Raw genomic sequence first — 19,814 nt, forward strand, 5'->3', positions numbered from 1 at the left:
TGGCGCCGGATGCGGGGGATACAGTAAACGCAATAACTCATGAAACAAGAGGAAAAGCCAAAGTGAGCACTGCGCATCCCCATCAGGCCGGCATCGATACCGCCATCGGAAATATTAAAAAAACTGTAGGAAATAAGGGGCTGAACCGCGACAGCCTGGATGAGGTGCTGCACGAGCTGGTGGGCCTGGCCAGCCACACGGACTGGTGGACGGGCGAACGCTACGCGGCGCCGGAAGACGGCGAGCGCCAGGCGCGCTATCTGATCGCCGAAGATGACGACAAGCGCTATGCGCTATACCTGAACGTCATGCGCCCCGGCAACAAGATCGTGCCGCACAACCACACCACCTGGGCCTGTATCGCGGCCGTGGAAGGCGTGGAATACAACTACGTCTATGACCGCACCGACGACGGGTCGGTGCCGGGCGTGGGCCGCCTGGAGAAGACCGGAACCGTCGTGGTCGGCCCGGGCGCCGGCATCGCCTTGATGCCCGACGACATCCACGCCGTCGAGATCCAGGGCGACAGCGTCATCCGCCACCTGCATATGTACGGTCGCGCGCTGGAAACACTGAACGAACGCCTGGGTTTCGACCTGGACGCCGGCACGTGCAAGGTCATGCCCATCGGCGTGAAGACCCGCCGCTGATCATGAGCAAGCCCTACCGGTCCGCCACGCGCCTGCTGCGGGCGGGGCGTCCCCATCAAGGATGGGTCAACACCCCGGTCACGCGCGCCAGCACCTACGTCTTCGATAGCGTCGCCGCCTGGCGCGACACGCGCGAACGCCGCGAGCAAGAGCGTCTGCCGTCCTACGGCGCACGCGGCACCGACAGCACGCATGCGCTGGAAGACGCGCTGGTCGAGCTGGAACAGGGTTACCGCGCCGCGCTCTATCCCACCGGCCAGGCTGCGATCGCGACCGTGCTGCTGGCCTATCTGCGGACCGGAGACCATGTGCTGGTGACCGACGCCGTGTACGAACCGGTGCGCCGCTTCTGCGCCGAGCACCTGACGCGGCTGGGAATCGAAACCACGTTCTACCGGCCCGACGGCGCCGGCATCGATGCGCTGATCCGGCCCAACACCCGCATGATCTATGCGGAGTCGCCCGGGTCGCTGACTTACGAGATGCCGGACCTCACCGAGTTATCCACAGTTGCGCGAAAACACGATTGCTGGCTGGCTGTGGATAACACATGGGCGTCGGGTTTGATATACAAACCGCTGATGCTGGGCGCCGATATCTCGCTCTTGGCGGCCACCAAATACCTGGGCGGTCACGCCGATGTGATGATGGGCGCGGCCGTCGTGAACCGCCGCGCCTGGCGCGCACTGGAGCGCGCCTCCATCGACTTCGGCCAGACGGTCGGCGCTGATGACGCCTTCCTGGTGCTGCGCGGCATGCGTTCGCTGCCCCTGCGCATGGCGCAGCACGCCAGGAACGCATTGCGCGTCGCCCAATGGCTGCAGGGCCGCGCTGAGGTGGCGTGCGTGCTGTGTCCGGCGCTGCCCGGCGACCCGTCGCACGCGATCTGGCGACGCGATTGCACCGGCGCCAACGGACTGCTGACGGTCGAACTGGACGAGGCGTTCGACAGGGCGGACGCCGAGCGGCTGATCGACAGCCTTCGCCTGTTCGGCATCGGCGCGTCGTGGGGCGGCTTCGAAAGCCTCGTGATCCCCGTGCAGCTGAACTCGCGTGCATTGCCGGACCCGACGCCGCGCGGCGCCATGCTGCGCCTGCATATCGGCCTGGAAGACCCCGAAGACTTGATCGGCGACCTTGAACAAGGCTTGTCCGCGCTTACCCAATCTCCCCGTTCCCTACGAATCTCATGATGCATCCCACTTCCGCCCCTTGCGCCGCAGACATCGACTCGCACACGCTCAAGCAATGGCTGCACGACGGCCGCGAGATCGCCCTGCTGGATGTGCGCGAACACGGCCAGTATGGCGAGTCGCACCTGTTCTACGCGGCGCCGGTGCCGTACAGCCGGCTTGAGATCGATATCGTCCGTCTGGCCCCGCGCCGCGATGTGCGGGTCGTGGTGTATGACGACGGCGGCGGCGACCGCAGCGCCGAGCGCGCTGCCCGCGCATTGGCAAAGCTGGGCTACGGCCAAGTGCACCGCCTGGCAGGCGGCATCGCGCAGTGGCAACGGGACGGCTATGCCGCCTTCGCCGGCGTCAACGTGCCCAGCAAGACCTTCGGCGAACTCGCCGAGGAAGTCTTTCATACCCCCCGTATCGGCGCCCGCGAATTGGCCGAGCGCCAACGCCGCGGCGACGACCTGATCGTGCTCGACGGCAGGCCGTTCGCCGAATACCAGAAGATGAGCATACCCGGCGGCATCTGTTGCCCGAACGGCGAACTGGCGCTGCGCGCCCACACGCTGGCCAAAGATCCCGGCACCACCATCGTCATCAATTGCGCGGGCCGCACGCGCAGCATCATCGGCGCGCAGACCCTCATCAACCTCGGCGTCCCGAACCCCGTCTACGCGCTGGAGAACGGCACGCAGGGCTGGTATCTGGAAGACCTGCAGTTGGAACACGGCGCCAGCCGCCGCTACGACGACGGCGTCGCAGCCGCCGAACTGCCGGCGCTTGCCGCGCGCTCGGCGCGGTTGGCGGACCGCCATGGCGTCCCAATGGTCGACGCCGCCACCGTGCAGGCATGGCTGCAAGACTCCGCGCGCAGCACCTTTCTGTGCGATGTGCGCAGCGCGGAGGAATTCGCGCAGGGTTCCTTGCCCGGCGCGCAGCACACGCCGGGCGGGCAGCTGGTGCAGGCCACCGACCAGTACCTGGCCGTGCGCGGCGCCCGCATCGTCGTGTTCGATGCCGAAGGCGTGCGCGCACCCGTCGTGGCCAGCTGGCTGCGGCAAATGGGGTGGGATGCCTGCGTGCTGCAAGAGGGCGTGCGCGCCGCGCTGAAGAACGACGCGCCGGCCGTGGACACGCCCATTGTCCCGGCGCTGTCCGATGCCGGTCTGGCGGCCGCGTTGGCGCAAGGCGCCCAGGCCGTCGACCTGCGCCCGGGCATGCGATACCGCGCCAGCCATGTCGCGGGGGCCCGATGGTCGATCCGTCCGCGCCTGGACCGTCTGGACCTGGAGCCCGGCCGCCCCGTCATCCTGTTGGCCGAAGACGCCGCCATCGCGGCGTGGGCGATGGAAGACCTGGCGGCCCTGGGCGTGACCGACATCAAGGTGAACACCGGCACGCCGGCCAGCTGGAAGGCGGCGGGCATCGCGTTGGAGTCCACGCCGGCCGTTCCCACCGACAGCGAGTGCGTCGACTACCTGTTCTTCGTGCATGACCGCCACGACGGCAACAAGGCCGCGGCACGCCAGTACCTGTCTTGGGAGACCAACCTCGTCAAGCAGATCGATGAACGCGAATTGGCGGGCTACCGGTTTCCCGCTGGCTGACGCCGCGCATTGACGCCGCCCGTACAGGGCGCAAGCGCCAGAGCGGCCCGCAGAGGCCGCGTGGCGCGACAACAGATGCATCAACCCGATCAATACGCCCCGGCGGTCTCTGCTGGCGGGGTGCGGACGGTTCATGGCGAACCGGAATGCAAAGGACGGCCGAGTATCCGGCCGCCGACTCAAGGGGAAATCCAGATGAAGCACCATGCATTGCACGCTTGCGGGACAGCCGCCCTGGCGATGGCCGGCCTGATGTGGGGCGCCAGCGCCCAAGCCCAAGCCCAGGCCCAGGCGCTGAAAGCGCCTGCCGATTATCCCAAGCAGGCCATCACCGTGGTTTCGCCGTTTCCACCAGGAGGCGGCAACGACAATGTGGCGCGCCTGATCGCCCAGGAGCTGGGCGCCATCATCGGCCAGAGCGTCGTGGTGGAAAACCGCTCGGGGGCGGGCGGCAACGTCGGCACGGCGCAGGTGTCGCGCGCCAAGCCCGACGGCTACACCCTGGTGATGTCGCAGACCAGCGTCATGGCCGTCAACCCGCGCCTGTACAAGAACGTGGGGTTCGATCCTGTCAAGGATTTCACGCCGATCTCGCAGATCACGTCGGCGCCGCTGGTGCTGGTGGCGCGTACCGAAAGCCCGTACAAAACGCTGGGCGACTATCTGGATGCCGCGCGCAAGCAGCCGGGCATCATCACGTACGCGACGCCCGGCAACGGCACCATGAGCCATCTGATGGGCGCGCTGGTGTCGAAGAAAGCGGGCGTTAACCTGGTGCATGTGCCATACCGCGGTGCGGCGCCCGCCATCACCGACCTGATGGGCGGCACGGTGGACATGCTGATCACGTCGCCCGCGTCGGCCGAACCGATGGTGACGGCGGGCAAGCTGCGCATCCTGGCCCTGAGCCACGAAAACAGCATCGGTGTATTCAAAGACGCGCCGACGCTCAAGCAAAGCGGCCTGGACGGCATTACCGCCGACGACTGGTACGGCTTGTTTGCGCCTGCCGGCACGCCGCCCGAACGCGTCACCTATCTGGCGGCCGCCGTGGCGCAGGCGATGAAGTCGCCCAATGTGATCGCCAAGATCAACAGCGGTGGCAGTTGGCCGGTGGGCAGCCAGCCCGACGCTTTCAAGACGCGCCTGCAGGAAGACACAGTCTATTGGGCCGACATGGTGAAGACGGCGGGGGTATCGCTGGATTGATGCGGCGCAGGCCGGCGCGCCTGCGCCGGCCTACACCGCCAGCACGTTGCCTACCGCGGCCTTCAGCGCCGCATAGGCGGGCAACTTCTGTGCACTGGTGTTGGTGACCAGATGGTCGATGCGGTCCGCGCCGCAGAACGACACGCGGCTGCACAGGCCGATCTTGCTGAAGTCGGCCAACAGCACCAGTTGCTTGGCATTGGCCGTCATCGCGCGGGCGACTTCGGCCTCGCGCAGGTCGTAATTGGTGGCGCCGCACTCCGCGTCGACGCCTACCGGCGACAGCATCGCCAGGTCGGCGCGGTAGCGGTGGATCTCGGCGATGGTGATGTCGCCGGCGGTGGCGCAGACTGGACCGCCGACCGCGCCGCCCAGCATGATCAGCTGATTGGCGCCGTTGCCGGCCGCGCCCACTTTCAACGCCACGTCGAACGAGTTGGTGATGATGGTCAGGCCGGACAGCTTGGCCAGTTCGTCGGCCAATACGCTTGTGGTGCTGCCCGCGTCCAGGAACAAGGTCTGGCCGCTGGAAACGAGACCCGCCGCGGCGCGCGCGATGGCGCGCTTGAACTTCACGCGCGTGTGCACGCGTTCGGCGATCGGGGGTTCGCTGTGCACCGGCACGGCCCCGCCGTGCACGCGACGCAATTCGCCCATGGCCTCCAGTTCAAGCAGATCTCGCCTGACGGTTTCGCGCGACACGCCGAGCTCGCCCACGATGCGGTCGGTCGATACCTGCTGCAATGACGACAGCAGGGCGCGGATTCTCTGATACCGCTCTTCTTGCCACATATCCGATGCTTCCTAATCTATCTCCGCCGCCGCGCCGCCCCGGCGATCAACGCGCGCATGGCCAGCAGAGAACCTCCAACGACCAGCATGATAAGCGTGGAATACGCCGCCGCCTGCGAAACGAACCCGGCCTCGTCCAGCCGCAGCACGGACACCGGCGCCACGCTGACGGTCGGCGTCACCAGGAAGATCACCGCCGACAGCGTCACCATCGACCGCATGAACAGGAAAAAGAACACGCCCAGCACGGTGGGCCCGATCAGCGGCAGCACCGCATCGCGCAGCACTTGCACCGTGCCGCCGCCCAGGCAGCTGACCGCTTCCTCCAGGGCCTGCGGCACGGCGCGCATTCCCGTCATCATCGTCAGGAACCCTTGCGTGTGATAGTGGTAGAAATTGCACAGCGCGATCAGCGCCGCACTGCCGTACAGCGCGTACAGGGGCGTGCCGGGCGCATTGAACGCGAAGATGTAGGACAGCCCCAGCACCAGGCCGGGCACCCCCACGGGCAGCACGGACAGCAGGTACACGATCTTGGCCCAGCCGCGCCCGATGCGGCAAACGCCGAAGCACAGGAAAAACAGCAGCAGCACGCCGCCGCCGGCCGCTGCCAGCGACAGGTACAGCGACGTCCACAGGGGGGCGTAGCCGCCGCTGACGGTGATGTCGTAGTGCTTCAGCGTCCATTCCATGCGGTACGGCCAAAGCCGCATGAAGCTGGCGAAGACCACCGTCGCCACCGTCAGGATGATCGTGCCGCAGGCCAGCAGCACGCCGATGCCGAACACCGCGTCGCGGACGGGGGCGCGCTGCGGCGCCACCCGCAAGCCGCTGGGCGACGCCGACCCGAACTGGCGTTGTGAGGCCACGCGTTCGATCTGCACGGAGATCAGCGACGGCAGCAGCAGCAGGATGCCCACCACCGACCCCATGCCGAAATTCATCTGGCCCGACACCTGGCTGTAGATCTCCGTGGCCAGCACGCGGTAATTGCCGCCGATCACCGCCGCGTTGCCGAAGTCGGTGATGGTGATGACGAACACCACGAAGGCGGCGCTCAGCAGGCCGAACTTGCAATTGGGCAGGGTGATGTCGAAGAACTGCCGCCCGCTGGATGCGCCCATGACTTCGGCCGCGTCGTAGTAGCGGGCGTCCGTGTTGCGCAAGGCCGCCTGCAGGATCAGCACCGCCTGGGGCAGGGCGTAGAACACGTTCGAAATCAGCAGGCCCCAGAAGCCGTAGATGTCGACCTCCCAACCCGTCCACCTGTGCACCAGCCCGTTGCGCCCCAGGATGAATATCAGCCCCAGGCCCTGCACCAGCGATGGCGCCAGCAGCGGCAGCACCAGCGCCAGCCGCACGATCGCCTTGCCGCGCATGCAGCTGCGGTCCAGGCCATAGGCGATGGCGAAGCCCAGCGTGATGCTCACGGCAGTGGTGGCCGCGCTCATCACGAGGCTGTTGACGGTGGCGGTCAGGATGCCGCGGGTGGCAAAGACCTCGGCATAGTTGCCCAGCCCGATCGAGCCGTCCTTTTCCACCAGGCTGCGCCATGCCACGGTGGCCAGCGGGTACAGGAAGAACAGCGCCAGGCCCGCCAGCGGAATCGCCACGCAGGTCCACAGCAGCAGCCGGTCCGCCGACCAGGGGGCGCGTCCGGCCGGCGCCGCGATGTCCGCGCCGACGTGCAGTGTGCTCATCAATGGCCCCCGCTCGGCGGCGTCATGTGCTGACCCAGGCGCATTCGCCGGGCGCCATGTCCAGCCGCACGGACGCGCCGCGCGACAGGCCTGCCGCCCCGTGCTGCTCGACCACCAGTTCGCGCCCCATCCACGCCACGCGCAAGCGCGTCAGGTTGCCCATGAAGGTCATGTCCTGCACGCGGCCGGGCCCCTGTTCGTCAGCGGCGATGCGCAGGTTTTCCGGGCGCAGGCAGGCCTCATAACGCTCGCTGGCGCCTTCCGGGCGCGTCGCCAGCAGGTGGGGCATCGCGTCGCGCACCCAATCGGTGGGCAGCAGATTGCTCAGGCCCACGAAATTGGCCACGAACCGCGTGCGCGGCCGCAAATAAAGGTCGGACGGGGACCCTACCTGCTCGATGCGCCCGTCGTTCATGCAGACGATCTTGTCGGCCAGCGTCAGCGCTTCTTCCTGGTCATGCGTGACCATGATCGTGGGGATCTTCAATCTGCGCTGCACGTCGTGGATCTCGGCGCGCATGTCGGTGCGCACGCGGGCATCCAGCGCTGACAGCGGCTCGTCCAGCAGGATCAGCGCCGGGTCCACGGCCAGGGCGCGCGCCAGCGCCACGCGCTGTTGCTGTCCGCCCGACAGCTGGTGCGGATAGCGCGGCGCGTAGTCGGGCAGCTTGATCAACGTCAGCAGTTCGCCCACCCGCGCGGCGATCCGGTCGCGCGGTTCGCCTCGGATGCGCAGGCCGTAGCCCACGTTCTCGGCTACCGTCATGTTGGGAAACAGCGAGTACGACTGGAACACGATGCCGAATCCGCGCTTGCGCGCAGGCAGTCCGCTCAGGTCGCGGCCGCCCAGGGTGATGGTGCCCCCGTCGAAAGGCAGCAGGCCCGCCACGATGCGCAGCAAGGTCGTCTTGCCGCAACCGCTGGGGCCCAGCAGGCAGACGAATTCATGTTCGCCGACGGAAAGGTCGATGCCCTCCAGCGCCACCGACGCGTCGAAGGTTTTCCGTATGCCGCGCAGTTCCAGATACATGGCGTCTCCCGGACGCTAGGGCGGCGGGCCGGGCCCGCCGCGCCAGCCTCAACGCTTGATGGTGTCTTGCCAGGTCTTGATCGTGGCGTCGCGCTCGGCGGCGGACTTCTGGAAGTCCACCGGATACAGCACCGCAGTCAGGTCCTTGGGCAGGCCTGCCGCTTCGGCCGCCTTGTTGGGGGCGGCGCCAGGAATGGTGACGAGTTCCTTGTACTTGCTATACAGGCCGCCCGCCTGCGCCGACAGCGTCCAGTCCAGGAAGCGCTTGGCGTCCGCGGGGTTCTTCGCCGTCTTCATCAGGCCGGACGCCTCCAGCTCGTAGCCGACCCATTGCTTGGGGATCACCATCTTCACCGGGTAGCCTTCTTCGATGGATTGCATGGCGGGGAACGCGAACGACACGCCGATCGCGTATTCGCCGGCGCGCGCCATCTTGCAGGGGCGCGATCCCGATGGCGTGTACTGCGCCACGTTCTTGTCCAGGTCCTTCAGCAGTGCCCAGCCCTTTTCCTTGCCCAGGCCTTGCAGCAACGCGACGATCTGCAGGTAGCCCGTGCCTGAAGCGGCCGGGCTGGGGATGACGATCTCGCCTTTGTAGGCGGGGTTGGCCAGGTCCTCCCACGACGCGGGCATGGGCAGGTTCTTGGATTTCAGCCGATCGGTGTTGACACAGAAGGCGGCGACGTAGCCGGTGGCGGCGAACCACTTGTTGTCGGCGCTCTTGTATTGGGCGGGCAGGGCGTCGATGCCCTTGGCCGCATAGGGTTCCAGCAGGTTCTGCAGGCGCGGGTCCAGCATGTTGCTGACGGCAAAACCCCAGATCACGTCCTGCTGCGGGTTTGCGGCTTCGGCGATCAGCCGGGCGCCCAGGTCGCCGGTAGACAGGCGCAACACGTTGACCTTCACGTCCGGCATGGCTGCGTTGGCCGCCTTCAGATAGGCCGCGATCTCGTCTTCCTCCAGCGCGGTGTACACGGTGATCGGCCCGGCCGTGGCCGCGTGGGCATAGCTTAGGGAAATTACTGCAACCACAACGCTAAGCTTCTTCATACATTGCATGATGGGACTCCGGTGGGGAATACACGGCAACGGTGTGAGCTACTGATGCGGACGGCGACCTGCCCTGAACAGGGTTAGGTTGCAGTTTTAGGTATATTTGCAAATTTGGGGCAACGTGTCTAGACTGGAAAAACCCCTGGGAGCACAGTGATGCAAACCTCCGCCGCACTGCCGGCGCAGCAATTGGCCGAATATTCCTCGTTCGCGCAAACCCTCGCGGACCGGGTCCGGCCCTTGTCCTGCAAGGGGTTCCGGCACCCGCTGTCCGTCGATACCAAGGCGGACGAAAGCCCCGTTACGCAGGCCGACCGCGAAGTCGAGGCCGCGCTGCGCGAGGCCATCGCGCAGCACTACCCCCAACACGGCATCTTCGGTGAAGAGTTCGGCGCCCTGCATGCCGAGGCCGATCTCGTGTGGTCGCTGGACCCCATCGACGGCACGCGCGCCTTCATTTCGGGCAATCCCTTGTGGGGCACCCTGTTGGCGCTGCTGCACCGGGGCCGCCCGGTGCTCGGCCTGATCGATATCCCCATGCTGCAGGAACGCTGGATCGGCGCGGCAGGTTCGCCGGCGCGCTTGAATGGCGCCCTCTGCCACGCCAGCGCCTGTACCGAACTGCGCGACGCGATCCTGTACGCCACCTCCCCCGACATCTTCGAGGGCGCCGAACTGGCGGCCTTTGACGCCTTGACCCGCGCCGCGCGCATGCGGCGCTACGGGGGCGACTGCTACAGCTACGGGCTGCTGGCCAGCGGCCATGTCGACCTGGTGGTCGAAGCCGGCCTGCAACCCTATGACTATCTGGCGCTGATGCCCGTGATCGAAGGCGCGGGCGGCGTCATCACCGATTGGGCCGGGCAGCCGCTCAGTCTCGAATCGCAGGGCCGCGTCGTCGCGGCCGCCACGCCGCAGCTGCATCGCCAGGCGATGCGGGTGCTGGGGGCGGCCATGACCTGAACGCCGCGCCGCCCGCCCGCAGGTCAACGCAACGCTTCAGCCACAAAGGTGAACGAGCATGCATGCACTAGGGGTAGCAACGGTGGAAGACGCGGAGCGGCTGGTGCAAGCCAGCCCGCTCTCGCATATCAAGGTGGGCTTGTCGGACGTCGACGGCGTCATGCTGGGCAAGTACTTGCGACGCGACAAGTTCCTGGGCGCGCTGCGCTCCGGCCTGGCGTTCTGCGACGTGGTGCTCGGCTGGGACCTGGACGACCAGCTCTACGACAACACCCAGTACACCGGCTGGCACACCGCCTACCCCGACGCCAAGCTGCGCATCGTGCCGCAGACCGGGCGCAGGCTGCCGCTTGAGCAAGGGCCGGGCGGCGAAGACATGCTGCTGTTCCTGGCCGAATTCGAAGGGGAGGCGGCGGCCATCTGCCCGCGCCGGCTGCTGCACCGCACGCTGGATCGGGCGGCAGGCATGGGCTACGAGGTCTACGCCGCGCTGGAATACGAGTTCTTCATGTTCCGCGAAACCCCCCATTCGGTCCGCGCGAAGAACTACCGCAACATGGAAAACTGGACGCCGGGCAACTTCGGCTACTCCGTGCTGCGCAGCACCGTCGAGGGCGAGTTCTACCGCAAGCTGCTGGACATGTGCGAACGCATGGACATGCCGATCGAAGGCCTGCACACCGAAACGGGGCCGGGCGTGCTGGAGGCGGCCATCGCGGTGGACCAGGCGGCGGCGGCGGGCGACAAGGCGTTCCTGTTCAAGACCTTCACGAAAGCGCTGGCGCAGCAGAACGGGCTGATGGCGACCTTCATGGCCAAGTGGTCGCATGACCATCCGGGCCAAAGCGGCCACATCCATTTGTCGCTGCGCGACAGGAAGAGCGGCCATTCGGCGTTCTACGACGAATCGCAGCCGCACGGCATGAGCGCCACGCAGGTCGCGTTCATGGCGGGCGTGCAGCGCTACCTGCCGGAATTCATGGCGCTGTACGCGCAGACGATCAACAGCTATTCGCGCCTGGTGCCGGGCTACTGGGCGCCGCTGGACGCGACCTGGGGCATGGAGAACCGCACCACCGCGCTGCGCCTCATTCCCGGCAGCGACAAGTCGCAGCGCGTCGAAGTGCGCATTGGCTCGGCGGACGCCAATCCCTACCTGGCGCTGTCCGCCGCGCTGGCTTCCGGCCTATATGGCATCGAGCAAGGGCTCAAGCCCGAACCCATGGTCCAAGGCAATGCCTACACCCAGCAATTCCCGGCCCACCTGCATCTGCCGACGACCTTGTGGGAGGCGGCGCAACGGCTGCGCGGATCCGAAGCGGCCCGCCATCTGTTCGGCGACCCGTTCGTCGAGCACTACGCCGCGACGCGCGAGTGGGAAGAACGGCAGTTCCGGCGCCACGTGACCGACTGGGAGCTGGCGCGCTACTTCGAAATCATCTGATCCCGTCCAACCGCACGCATAGGGCCACCATGACCCAGGAACTCATCACCATTAGTCCCATCGACGGGCGCGAGGTCGTGCGCCGCGCCTATGCCAATGAGGCGCAGATCGCGCAGGCGCTGGCGCAAGCCCAGTCCGCGCAAGTGGCGTGGCACACGCTTGGTGTGGCGGAGCGGGGGCGCATCGTGTCCGCCGCGGTCGACCGCTTCGTGGCCGCCAAGGACGAGATCGCGCGGGCGATCACGATCCAGATGGGGCGCCCGTTGCGCTACACGCCGGGCGAGGTCGCCGGGTTCGAAGCCCGCGCGCGCCACATGATTTCCATCGCCGACGTGGCGCTGGCGCCGCTCCGCATGCCAGAGCAGGCCGGCTTCACGCGCTTCGTCAGCCGTGAACCCATCGGCGTCGCCCTGACCATCGCGCCGTGGAACTATCCCTTGCTGACGGCGGTGAACAGCATCGTCCCGGCATTGATGGCCGGCAACACCGTCATCCTGAAGCATTCCGACCAGACGCCCCTGTGCGCCGAATTGATGGAGCGCGCGTTCCGCGACGCCGGCGTGCCCAAGGGCGTGTTCCAGACCCTGCATGCCAACCACGACACCGTCCAGCGGCTGATCCGCGCGCCCGAGATCGGCTACGTGTCGTTCACGGGGTCGGTGCGCGGTGGACGCATCGTCGAGGAAAGCGCAGCGGGGCGCTTCATCGGCGTCGGCCTGGAACTGGGCGGCAACGATCCGGCCTATGTGCGCGCGGACGCCAAGTTGGACCACGCGGTCGAGACCCTGGTCGACGGCGCATTCTTCAATTCAGGACAGTCCTGCTGCGGCATCCAGCGCATCTACGTCGCGCGGGCACGGTACGACGAGTTCGTCGAACGGGCGGTCGAGCTGACAAACGGTTACGTACTGGGCAATCCGCTGCACGCCGATACGACGCTGGGGCCCGTCGTTCGCACCCGCGCCGCGGCCGAGATCCGCGAAGTCGTGGCCGAAGCGCTGTCGGCCGGCGCCCAAAACATGATCGATCCTTCGCATTTCAATAATGCGAGTGAAGGCTCGCCTTATGTCGCGCCCGCGTTGCTGACGCGAGTAAACCATCGCATGCGCATCATGAACGATGAATGCTTCGGCCCCGTCGTCGGCATCATGCCTGTCGATACGGACGAAGCGGCCGTCGCGTTGATGAACGACAGCCCTTATGGGCTGACGGCCGCGGTGTTCACGCAGGACGAAGACGCCGCGCTTGCGCTGGGCCGGCAAGTGCGCACGGGCACCTTCTTCATGAACCGCTGCGACTATCTGGACCCGGCACTCGCGTGGACCGGCGTCAAGAATACGGGCCGCGGCGTGTCGTTGTCCGCCATCGGCTACGAGCAACTCACCCAAGCCAAATCCTTTCATCTGCGAAGCGTCTGATCGAGGCGCCTTCAGGAACCGAACCATGACTGTGCCCAGCGTTAATTGGAACTACCCCACCGCAATCAAAGCGGGCCCCGGCCGCATCAAGGAACTGGCCGATTGGTGCGCGGAACTAGGCATGAGGCGGCCCTTGCTTGTCACGGACCCGGGCCTTGCCGCATTGCCGATGGTGGGCGACGCCGTGCGCGCCTGCCGCCAGGCGGGCCTGGAGTGCGGCCTGTTCCACGAGGTCAAGGGCAACCCCACGGGCCGCAATGTCGATGACGGCGTGGCGGCCTACCGGCAAGGCAGGCATGACGGCGTCATCGCTTTCGGGGGCGGCTCCGCGCTGGACGCCGCCAAAGCCATTGCCCTGATGGCGGGCCAGAAGCGGCCCCTGTGGGATTTCGAGGACATCGGCGACAACTATCTGCGTGTGAACGTGGCCGGGATGGCGCCCGTGGTGGCGGTGCCCACCACCGCAGGAACCGGGTCCGAAGTGGGGCGCGCATCCGTCATCACGGACGAGGCCGCGCAGGTCAAGCGCATCATCTTCCATGCGCGCATGTTGCCCGCCGTCGTCATCCTGGACCCGGTCCTGACGGTGGGGCTGCCGCCCAAGATCACGGCGGCGACCGGCATGGACGCGCTGTCGCACAATCTTGAGGCCTACTGTTCACCGTTCTTCCATCCGATGGCGGCGGGCATTGCCATCGAAGGCATGCGCCTGGTCAAGGAATACCTGCCCCAGGCAGTGGCCGACGGCACCGACCTTCAAGCCCGCCAGCAGATGCTGGTGGCCTCCAGCATGGGCGCCACCGCCTTCCAGCGCGGCCTGGGTGCCATGCACGCGCTGGCGCACCCGCTTGGCGCGCTATACGACGCACATCACGGCATGTTGAACGCGATCCTGATGCCCTATGTGCTGAAAGCCAACCAGCATGCGGTGGCGCCGCGGCTGGAGGCGCTGGCTCGCTACCTGGATTTGCCCGCGACGGGCCCGGGTGCGGTGCTGGACTGGGTGCTGCGCCTGCGCGAAACCGTGGGCATTCCCCATACGCTGGCCGAGATCGGCATCGACGAGGGCGAGGCCGACCGGGTAGGGCGCATGGCAAGCGAGGATCCCTCAGGCGGAACCAACCCCATTATTTTCACCGCCGACGAGTATTCTCAACTTTTGCGTGCATCAATTCGCGGAAACCTGTAAGCTTCGCCCCCTCTGCGCGGAAACGCGGGTGGCTGAACGAAAGTTTTTGAAGATTTTCATCCGAATGGTTTGACACCGGATTTGAAAGTGTTCATAATCTCAAGTTCTCCGCTGGAGGGGTGCCCGAGTGGTTAAAGGGGGCAGACTGTAAATCTGTTGGCCTTGCGCCTACATTGGTTCGAATCCAATCTCCTCCACCAGAGACCCAACTCTGAATCCAGGCGATGTCTGCCTGGATTTTAAAATTAGGCCTAGGGAACTGGGCGACCTTCGCAAAGAAGGTTGTAAGGTTCTCCGGGCCTTGATTTTGAGGGTTTGGGAAAGAGAAGGTGAATGGGTATGCCGCGGGTGTAGCTCAATGGTAGAGCAGAAGCCTTCCAAGCTTACGACGAGGGTTCGATTCCCTTCACCCGCTCCAAGATTTTTAAATGCCCATGTGGCTCAGTGGTAGAGCACTCCCTTGGTAAGGGAGAGGTCGCGCGTTCGATCCGCGCCATGGGCACCACAAATTTCCAAGTTCTTTTCTTCAGTCTGAAGCGCAATCCAGGTCAGGAGTCAGCCATGGCAAAAGGCAAGTTTGAACGTACCAAGCCGCACGTGAACGTGGGTACGATTGGTCACGTTGACCACGGCAAAACGACGTTGACGGCAGCTATCACGACCGTTCTGTCGAACAAGTTCGGTGGCGAAGCCAAGGGCTACGACCAGATCGATGCGACTCCTGAAGAAAAGGCTCGCGGCATCACGATCAACACGGCACACGTCGAGTACGAAACGGCAGCGCGCCACTACGCGCACGTTGACTGCCCGGGCCACGCTGACTATGTGAAGAACATGATCACGGGCGCGGCTCAAATGGACGGCGCGATCCTGGTCGTGTCGGCCGCTGACGGTCCGATGCCGCAAACGCGTGAGCACATCCTGCTGTCGCGCCAGGTTGGCGTGCCGTACATCATCGTCTTCCTGAACAAGGCTGACATGGTTGACGACGCCGAGCTGCTCGAGCTGGTGGAAATGGAAGTTCGCGAACTTCTGTCGAAGTACGACTTCCCGGGTGATGACACCCCGATCGTCAAGGGTTCGGCCAAGCTGGCGCTGGAAGGCGACAAGGGCGAACTGGGCGAGCAAGCCATCATGGCTCTGGCCGATGCGCTGGATTCGTACATCCCGACGCCTGAGCGTGCTGTTGACGGCGCGTTCCTGATGCCGGTTGAAGACGTGTTCTCGATCTCGGGTCGCGGCACGGTGGTGACTGGCCGTATCGAACGCGGCATCGTCAAGGTCGGCGAAGAAATCGAAATCGTGGGTCTGGTTCCGACGGTCAAGACGACTTGCACGGGCGTTGAAATGTTCCGCAAGCTGCTCGACCAAGGTCAAGCCGGCGACAACGTGGGCATCCTGCTGCGCGGCACCAAGCGTGAAGACGTCCAGCGCGGCCAAGTTCTGGCCAAGCCGGGCTCGATCACCCCGCACACGGACTTCACGTCCGAGGTGTACATCCTGTCCAAGGAAGAAGGCGGCCGTCACACTCCGTTCTTCCAGGGCTATCGTCCCCAGTTCTACTTCCGCACGACGGACGTGACGGGCACGATCGAGCTGCCGGCCGACAAGGAAATGGTTCTGCCGGGCGACAACGTGGCCATGACGGTCAAGCTGTTGGCTCCGATCGCCATGGAAGAAGGCCTGCGTTTCGCTATCCGTGAAGGCGGCCGTACCGTCGGCGCCGGCGTCGTCGCCAAGATCCTGAAGTAAGCAATACCCAAGTGGGTAGAGAGGACGAAAAGTCCCTCTACCCATTTTTGCCGTAAAAGTGTTATGATGTTTGGCTCCGCGATCGTTTGCGCCTAATTTCCTGAAAAGGTAGGGTGGCAGGCCCGGAAAGTCAGTGAATGTAGTAGTGCAAGCCAGTAGTGTTTTAGGGGCATAGCTCAATTGGCAGAGCGTCGGTCTCCAAAACCGAAGGTTGTAGGTTCGATTCCTACTGCCCCTGCCACCGCCAGGATAAACCCGCGGGAGATCATCGCGAGTTACGCATTCACGGCGGCTCGCGTCGCAATATGTCTAATACCAGCGTAGAAACCGTAACCAGTACCGCCGACCGGGTCAAGCTTGGGCTGGCGGTTCTCGTCGTTATTGCTGGCATCGTCGGGTTTTCCGTGCTTAGCGCACAGCCGATGCCTGCCCGTGTCGGCGTGTTTGTCGGCGGCCTTGTGATCGCAGCCGTGATCGCCTGGTTCAGCGAACCCGGCCGCCGCACCCTGAGCTTTGCCAACGAGTCCTACAACGAAGTCAAGCGTGTCGCATGGCCCACCCGCAAGGAAACGACCCAGATGACGGGTATCGTTTTTGCGTTCGTGGCAGTCATGGGCATTTTCATGTGGGTGCTCGACAAGGGCATCGAATGGATTCTTTACGGCCTGCTGTTGGGCTGGAAATAAGGACGGCGAATGAGTAAGCGTTGGTATGTCGTCCATGTGTATTCCGGCATGGAAAAGAGTGTTCACAAGGCCCTGATCGAGCGCATCGAGCGCGCGGCCTTGCAAACCTCTTTCGGCCGAATCCTTGTGCCCTCCGAAGAAGTCGTCGAGGTCAAGGGTGGACAGAAGTCGATCACCGAACGCCGCATTTTTCCTGGTTATGTCCTGGTTGAAATGGACCTGACCGACGAAACGTGGCATTTGGTCAAGAATACGAACCGCGTCACCGGCTTTTTGGGTGGCTCGGGCAACCGTCCGACCCCGATTTCCGAAAAGGAAGTCGAGAAGATCCTCTCCCAGATGGAAGAGGGTGTCGAGAAGCCCCGCCCCAAGATTCTGTTCGAAGTGGGCGAGATGGTTCGGGTCAAGGAAGGTCCGTTTGCGGACTTCAACGGCAACGTCGAAGAAGTCAATTACGAAAAGAGCAAGGTGCGCGTGTCGGTCACCATTTTTGGTCGCGCCACACCCGTCGAACTCGATTTCAGCCAGGTCGAAAAGACCTGATTTCAACCCCCGGGGAGCCCAGGCCAATAAGGCTCGGGCGATATAACCCGCAAGGAGCAAAGCATGGCGAAGAAGATCGTCGGCTTTATCAAGCTGCAAGTACCGGCTGGTAAGGCTAACCCCTCCCCCCCGATTGGCCCGGCATTGGGTCAACGCGGCCTGAACATCATGGAATTCTGCAAGGCGTTCAACGCCAAGACCCAAGGCATGGAGCCTGGTCTGCCGATTCCGGTGGTGATCACCGCTTTCGCGGACAAGAGCTTCACCTTCATCATGAAGACCCCGCCCGCGACGGTCCTCATCAAGAAGGCTGCTGGTGTGCAAAAGGGTTCGGCCAAGCCGCATACCGACAAGGTCGGCACGCTGACCCGCGCCCAAGCTGAAGAAATCGCCAAGGCCAAGGGCCCCGATCTGACCGCCGCTGATCTGGACGCCGCTGTGCGCACGATCGCTGGCAGCGCCCGCAGCATGGGCATCACGGTTGAGGGGATCTAATCATGGCAAAACTGTCCAAGCGCGCCGCCGCTATTGCACAAAAGATCGACCGCACCAAGCTGTACCCGGTCGCTGAAGCCCTGACGCTGGTCAAGGAAACCGCTGTCGCCAAGTTCAATGAATCCATTGACGTGGCTGTGCAGCTCGGCATCGACCCGAAGAAGTCGGACCAACTGGTTCGCGGTTCGGTCGTTCTGCCCGCCGGTACCGGCAAGTCGGTCCGCGTGGCCGTGTTCGCCCAAGGCGAAAAGGCCGAGGCCGCCAAGGCTGCCGGCGCTGACATCGTTGGCCTGGACGACCTGGCTGACCAGATCAAGGCCGGTCAAATGGACTTTGACGTCGTCATCGCTTCGCCCGACACGATGCGTGTCGTGGGTGCCCTGGGCCAGATCCTGGGTCCCCGTGGCCTGATGCCGAACCCGAAGGTCGGCACCGTGACGCCTGACGTCGCCACCGCTGTCAAGAACGCCAAGGCCGGTCAGGTTCAGTACCGTACCGACAAGGCTGGCATCATCCACGCAACGATCGGCCGCGCGTCGTTCGGCGTGGAACAGCTGCAAACCAACCTGGCCGCTCTGGTCGACGCCCTGCAAAAGGCTCGTCCCGCAGCTGCCAAGGGCATTTACCTGCGCAAGCTGGCCGTTTCGTCCACGATGGGCGGCGGTGCTCGCGTTGAAATTGCCTCGCTGTCGGCTTCCAACTAAGCCAACAGCAGTAAACGTACTTTGGGCTGCATCCGGATTCCTCCGGATGTTGCTGTCAAAGACCGCTGGAGCAGGGTAGTGGAAGGGTCCTCCCTTCTATGAAAGCAGGTTCCCCGTTGCCCCGCTTAATCCCGAAGCTCACATAGTTCGGATCCAGCGTAGACGGCGTCCCCAGGAAGATTTCTTTACACGAAGAACTCGACCAGGCGCCGCATTCGGTTGACGCGCAAGGCTCAGGCCCCAGGCGTCTTTTGATGGAGTGTTCAAACCGTGAGTCTCAATCGTCAAGAGAAAGCGGTGGTAATCGAGGAAGTCTCGGCCGAAGTGGCCAAGGCGCAATCGATTGTTATCGCTGAGTACCGTGGTCTGGACGTCGCCTCTGTCACCGTACTGCGCAAAACTGCGCGTGAATCGGGCGTGTATCTGCGTGTTCTGAAGAACTCGCTGGCCCGTCGTGCTGTTGCCGGCACGGCTTTCGAGCCGTTGGCTGAGCAACTGACCGGTCCGCTGATCTATGGTATCAGCACTGATCCGGTTTCGGCGGCCAAGGTCATCGCAGGTTTCGCGAAAAGCAACGACAAGCTGGTCATCAAGGCGGGCGCATTGCCCAACAGCCTGCTGACCGAAGAAGGTGTGAAGGCTTTGGCCACCATGCCCTCCCGCGAAGAGTTGCTGTCGAAACTGCTTGGCACCATGCAAGCCCCCATCGCGCAATTCGTGCGTACGCTCAACGAAGTTCCGACCAAGTTCGCCCGTGGCCTCGCGGCTGTGCGCGATCAAAAGGCAGCGGCCTAATCGCCCTGCTGTCCGGAATTCGCTGAACGACGAAGCGACACCCAAACCCTGGCATTACCAAAATATTTGGAGTTCTGAAAAATGGCACTTAACAAAGCTGAAATCCTTGACGCCATCGCTGGCATGACCGTGCTCGAGCTGTCCGAGCTGATCAAGGAAATGGAAGAGAAGTTCGGCGTGTCGGCTGCTGCCGCTGCTGTCGCTGTCGCTGCTCCCGCTGCTGGTGGCGCTGCCGCCGCTGCTGAAGAGCAAACCGAGTTCACCGTCGTCCTGCTGGAAGCCGGCGCGAACAAGGTTAGCGTCATCAAGGCCGTGCGCGAGCTGACCGGTCTGGGTCTGAAGGAAGCCAAGGACCTGGTTGACGGCGCTCCGAAGCCCGTCAAGGAAGCTGTGGCCAAGGCTGACGCCGAAGCCGCCAAGAAGAAGCTGGAAGAAGCTGGCGCCAAGGTCGAAGTCAAGTAAGACCTGCGTCAACTGCCCGGGGACAGCACAGTTTGCAGTCCCCGGGCTTTTGCGTTTCCAGGAAACCCCTACTGGGGTCATGCCTTTTCAGAGGGGTTTCCTGGAGTCGTATCACCTGGGGCCGTGGTTGACGGCCCATGC

At 64.5% G+C, this 19,814-nt stretch carries 19 protein-coding genes and 4 tRNA genes; 19 read left to right on the forward strand and 4 right to left on the reverse strand.

Going from position 1 to position 19,814, the window contains the following annotated elements; genetic code table 11:
- Positions 1-62: 62 nt before the first annotated feature.
- From A9973_RS28900 to A9973_RS28915, 4 genes are all read left to right on the forward strand, one after another.
- A complete protein-coding gene (locus tag A9973_RS28900) occupies positions 63-650 on the forward strand; it encodes a cysteine dioxygenase family protein (RefSeq protein ID WP_183017035.1) in 588 nt (195 codons plus the stop codon).
- Between the two features lie 2 nt (positions 651-652).
- The gene (gene metC, locus A9973_RS28905) at positions 653-1,843 is read left to right on the forward strand and encodes a cystathionine beta-lyase (RefSeq protein ID WP_183017036.1); all 1,191 of its coding nucleotides are present in this window, start codon (positions 653-655) and stop codon (positions 1,841-1,843) included.
- Positions 1,840-3,438, forward strand: coding sequence for a rhodanese-like domain-containing protein (locus tag A9973_RS28910; protein ID WP_183017037.1), 1,599 nt, complete (start codon positions 1,840-1,842; stop codon positions 3,436-3,438). The genes metC and A9973_RS28910 overlap by 4 nt, the downstream gene beginning before the upstream one ends.
- Before the next feature lie 195 nt (positions 3,439-3,633).
- Positions 3,634-4,647 (forward strand): tripartite tricarboxylate transporter substrate binding protein, encoded by a 1,014-nt coding sequence (locus A9973_RS28915; RefSeq protein ID WP_183017038.1) that lies wholly within the window; start codon positions 3,634-3,636, stop codon positions 4,645-4,647.
- A gap of 30 nt (positions 4,648-4,677) precedes the next feature.
- Here A9973_RS28915 and A9973_RS28920 read toward each other — a convergent pair whose 3' ends face one another.
- From A9973_RS28920 to A9973_RS28935, 4 genes are read right to left on the reverse strand one after another with little or no spacing between them, the layout of a single operon-like run.
- Positions 4,678-5,439, reverse strand: a complete 762-nt coding sequence (locus A9973_RS28920) for a DeoR/GlpR family DNA-binding transcription regulator (RefSeq protein WP_183017039.1) — start codon at positions 5,437-5,439, stop codon at positions 4,678-4,680.
- A gap of 17 nt (positions 5,440-5,456) precedes the next feature.
- Positions 5,457-7,139 (reverse strand): ABC transporter permease subunit, encoded by a 1,683-nt coding sequence (locus A9973_RS28925; protein WP_183017040.1) that lies wholly within the window; start codon positions 7,137-7,139, stop codon positions 5,457-5,459.
- Positions 7,140-7,161: 22 nt separating this feature from the next.
- Complete coding sequence (locus tag A9973_RS28930) at positions 7,162-8,169, reverse strand: ABC transporter ATP-binding protein (RefSeq protein ID WP_183017041.1); 1,008 nt, start codon at positions 8,167-8,169, stop codon at positions 7,162-7,164.
- Positions 8,170-8,217: 48 nt separating this feature from the next.
- Positions 8,218-9,228 carry an ABC transporter substrate-binding protein gene (locus tag A9973_RS28935; RefSeq protein WP_220805699.1) on the reverse strand — a complete coding sequence of 337 codons (1,011 nt, stop codon included), beginning with the start codon at positions 9,226-9,228 and terminating at the stop codon, positions 8,218-8,220.
- 150 nt (positions 9,229-9,378) lie between these two features.
- Between A9973_RS28935 and hisN the strand changes: the two genes are divergently transcribed.
- The 15 genes from hisN (at position 9,379) to rplL (ending at position 19,673) form a co-directional block, all read left to right on the forward strand.
- Complete coding sequence (gene hisN, locus A9973_RS28940; protein WP_183017042.1) at positions 9,379-10,185, forward strand: histidinol-phosphatase; 807 nt, start codon at positions 9,379-9,381, stop codon at positions 10,183-10,185.
- Positions 10,186-10,243: 58 nt separating this feature from the next.
- A complete protein-coding gene (locus A9973_RS28945; RefSeq protein WP_183017043.1) occupies positions 10,244-11,629 on the forward strand; it encodes a glutamine synthetase family protein in 1,386 nt (461 codons plus the stop codon).
- Between the two features lie 29 nt (positions 11,630-11,658).
- Positions 11,659-13,047 carry an aldehyde dehydrogenase family protein gene (locus A9973_RS28950; RefSeq protein ID WP_183017044.1) on the forward strand — a complete coding sequence of 463 codons (1,389 nt, stop codon included), beginning with the start codon at positions 11,659-11,661 and terminating at the stop codon, positions 13,045-13,047.
- A gap of 25 nt (positions 13,048-13,072) precedes the next feature.
- Positions 13,073-14,236, forward strand: a complete 1,164-nt coding sequence (locus A9973_RS28955) for an iron-containing alcohol dehydrogenase (RefSeq protein ID WP_183017045.1) — start codon at positions 13,073-13,075, stop codon at positions 14,234-14,236.
- Positions 14,237-14,349: 113 nt separating this feature from the next.
- Positions 14,350-14,436, forward strand: a tRNA-Tyr gene (locus A9973_RS28960).
- A 144-nt stretch (positions 14,437-14,580) separates the two neighbouring features.
- Positions 14,581-14,654: transfer RNA gene (locus tag A9973_RS28965), tRNA-Gly, on the forward strand.
- A gap of 12 nt (positions 14,655-14,666) precedes the next feature.
- Positions 14,667-14,741 (forward strand) — tRNA-Thr (locus A9973_RS28970).
- 56 nt (positions 14,742-14,797) lie between these two features.
- The gene (gene tuf, locus A9973_RS28975) at positions 14,798-15,988 is read left to right on the forward strand and encodes an elongation factor Tu (RefSeq protein WP_183017046.1); all 1,191 of its coding nucleotides are present in this window, start codon (positions 14,798-14,800) and stop codon (positions 15,986-15,988) included.
- 165 nt (positions 15,989-16,153) lie between these two features.
- Positions 16,154-16,229 (forward strand) — tRNA-Trp (locus tag A9973_RS28980).
- A 64-nt stretch (positions 16,230-16,293) separates the two neighbouring features.
- On the forward strand, positions 16,294-16,674 hold the full coding sequence (gene secE / locus A9973_RS28985; RefSeq protein ID WP_105555684.1) for a preprotein translocase subunit SecE: 381 nt from the start codon (positions 16,294-16,296) through the stop codon (positions 16,672-16,674).
- 9 nt (positions 16,675-16,683) lie between these two features.
- Positions 16,684-17,217 (forward strand): transcription termination/antitermination protein NusG, encoded by a 534-nt coding sequence (gene nusG / locus A9973_RS28990; protein ID WP_105555685.1) that lies wholly within the window; start codon positions 16,684-16,686, stop codon positions 17,215-17,217.
- A 63-nt stretch (positions 17,218-17,280) separates the two neighbouring features.
- A complete protein-coding gene (gene rplK, locus A9973_RS28995) occupies positions 17,281-17,712 on the forward strand; it encodes a 50S ribosomal protein L11 (RefSeq protein ID WP_006227005.1) in 432 nt (143 codons plus the stop codon).
- A 2-nt stretch (positions 17,713-17,714) separates the two neighbouring features.
- Entirely contained in the window at positions 17,715-18,416 is a 702-nt protein-coding gene (gene rplA, locus A9973_RS29000; RefSeq protein ID WP_006216574.1) for a 50S ribosomal protein L1, read from the forward strand.
- A 270-nt stretch (positions 18,417-18,686) separates the two neighbouring features.
- On the forward strand, positions 18,687-19,211 hold the full coding sequence (gene rplJ, locus A9973_RS29005) for a 50S ribosomal protein L10 (RefSeq protein WP_183017047.1): 525 nt from the start codon (positions 18,687-18,689) through the stop codon (positions 19,209-19,211).
- 81 nt (positions 19,212-19,292) lie between these two features.
- A complete protein-coding gene (gene rplL / locus A9973_RS29010; RefSeq protein ID WP_006227008.1) occupies positions 19,293-19,673 on the forward strand; it encodes a 50S ribosomal protein L7/L12 in 381 nt (126 codons plus the stop codon).
- The last annotated feature ends 141 nt before the right edge of the window (positions 19,674-19,814 follow it).

This window comes from Achromobacter sp. UMC46, assembly GCF_014170335.1.
Taxonomy (GTDB): domain Bacteria; phylum Pseudomonadota; class Gammaproteobacteria; order Burkholderiales; family Burkholderiaceae_B; genus Achromobacter.

Excerpts from the sequence above, each read along its gene's own strand:
- A9973_RS28945 (WP_183017043.1), top strand. The coding sequence starts at position 10,244 with ATGCATGCACTAGGGGTAGCAACGGTGGAAGACGCGGAGCGGCTGGTG.
- A9973_RS28910 (WP_183017037.1), top strand. The coding sequence starts at position 1,840 with ATGATGCATCCCACTTCCGCCCCTTGCGCCGCAGACATCGACTCGCAC.
- rplK (WP_006227005.1), top strand. The coding sequence starts at position 17,281 with ATGGCGAAGAAGATCGTCGGCTTTATCAAGCTGCAAGTACCGGCTGGT.
- A9973_RS28935 (WP_220805699.1), bottom strand. The coding sequence starts at position 9,228 with ATGCAATGTATGAAGAAGCTTAGCGTTGTGGTTGCAGTAATTTCCCTA.
- A9973_RS28955 (WP_183017045.1), top strand. The coding sequence starts at position 13,073 with ATGACTGTGCCCAGCGTTAATTGGAACTACCCCACCGCAATCAAAGCG.
- rplA (WP_006216574.1), top strand. The coding sequence starts at position 17,715 with ATGGCAAAACTGTCCAAGCGCGCCGCCGCTATTGCACAAAAGATCGAC.
- secE (WP_105555684.1), top strand. The coding sequence starts at position 16,294 with ATGTCTAATACCAGCGTAGAAACCGTAACCAGTACCGCCGACCGGGTC.
- hisN (WP_183017042.1), top strand. The coding sequence starts at position 9,379 with ATGCAAACCTCCGCCGCACTGCCGGCGCAGCAATTGGCCGAATATTCC.
- nusG (WP_105555685.1), top strand. The coding sequence starts at position 16,684 with ATGAGTAAGCGTTGGTATGTCGTCCATGTGTATTCCGGCATGGAAAAG.
- A9973_RS28930 (WP_183017041.1), bottom strand. The coding sequence starts at position 8,169 with ATGTATCTGGAACTGCGCGGCATACGGAAAACCTTCGACGCGTCGGTG.
- rplL (WP_006227008.1), top strand. The coding sequence starts at position 19,293 with ATGGCACTTAACAAAGCTGAAATCCTTGACGCCATCGCTGGCATGACC.
- A9973_RS28950 (WP_183017044.1), top strand. The coding sequence starts at position 11,659 with ATGACCCAGGAACTCATCACCATTAGTCCCATCGACGGGCGCGAGGTC.
- tuf (WP_183017046.1), top strand. The coding sequence starts at position 14,798 with ATGGCAAAAGGCAAGTTTGAACGTACCAAGCCGCACGTGAACGTGGGT.
- A9973_RS28915 (WP_183017038.1), top strand. The coding sequence starts at position 3,634 with ATGAAGCACCATGCATTGCACGCTTGCGGGACAGCCGCCCTGGCGATG.
- metC (WP_183017036.1), top strand. The coding sequence starts at position 653 with ATGAGCAAGCCCTACCGGTCCGCCACGCGCCTGCTGCGGGCGGGGCGT.
- A9973_RS28920 (WP_183017039.1), bottom strand. The coding sequence starts at position 5,439 with ATGTGGCAAGAAGAGCGGTATCAGAGAATCCGCGCCCTGCTGTCGTCA.
- A9973_RS28925 (WP_183017040.1), bottom strand. The coding sequence starts at position 7,139 with ATGAGCACACTGCACGTCGGCGCGGACATCGCGGCGCCGGCCGGACGC.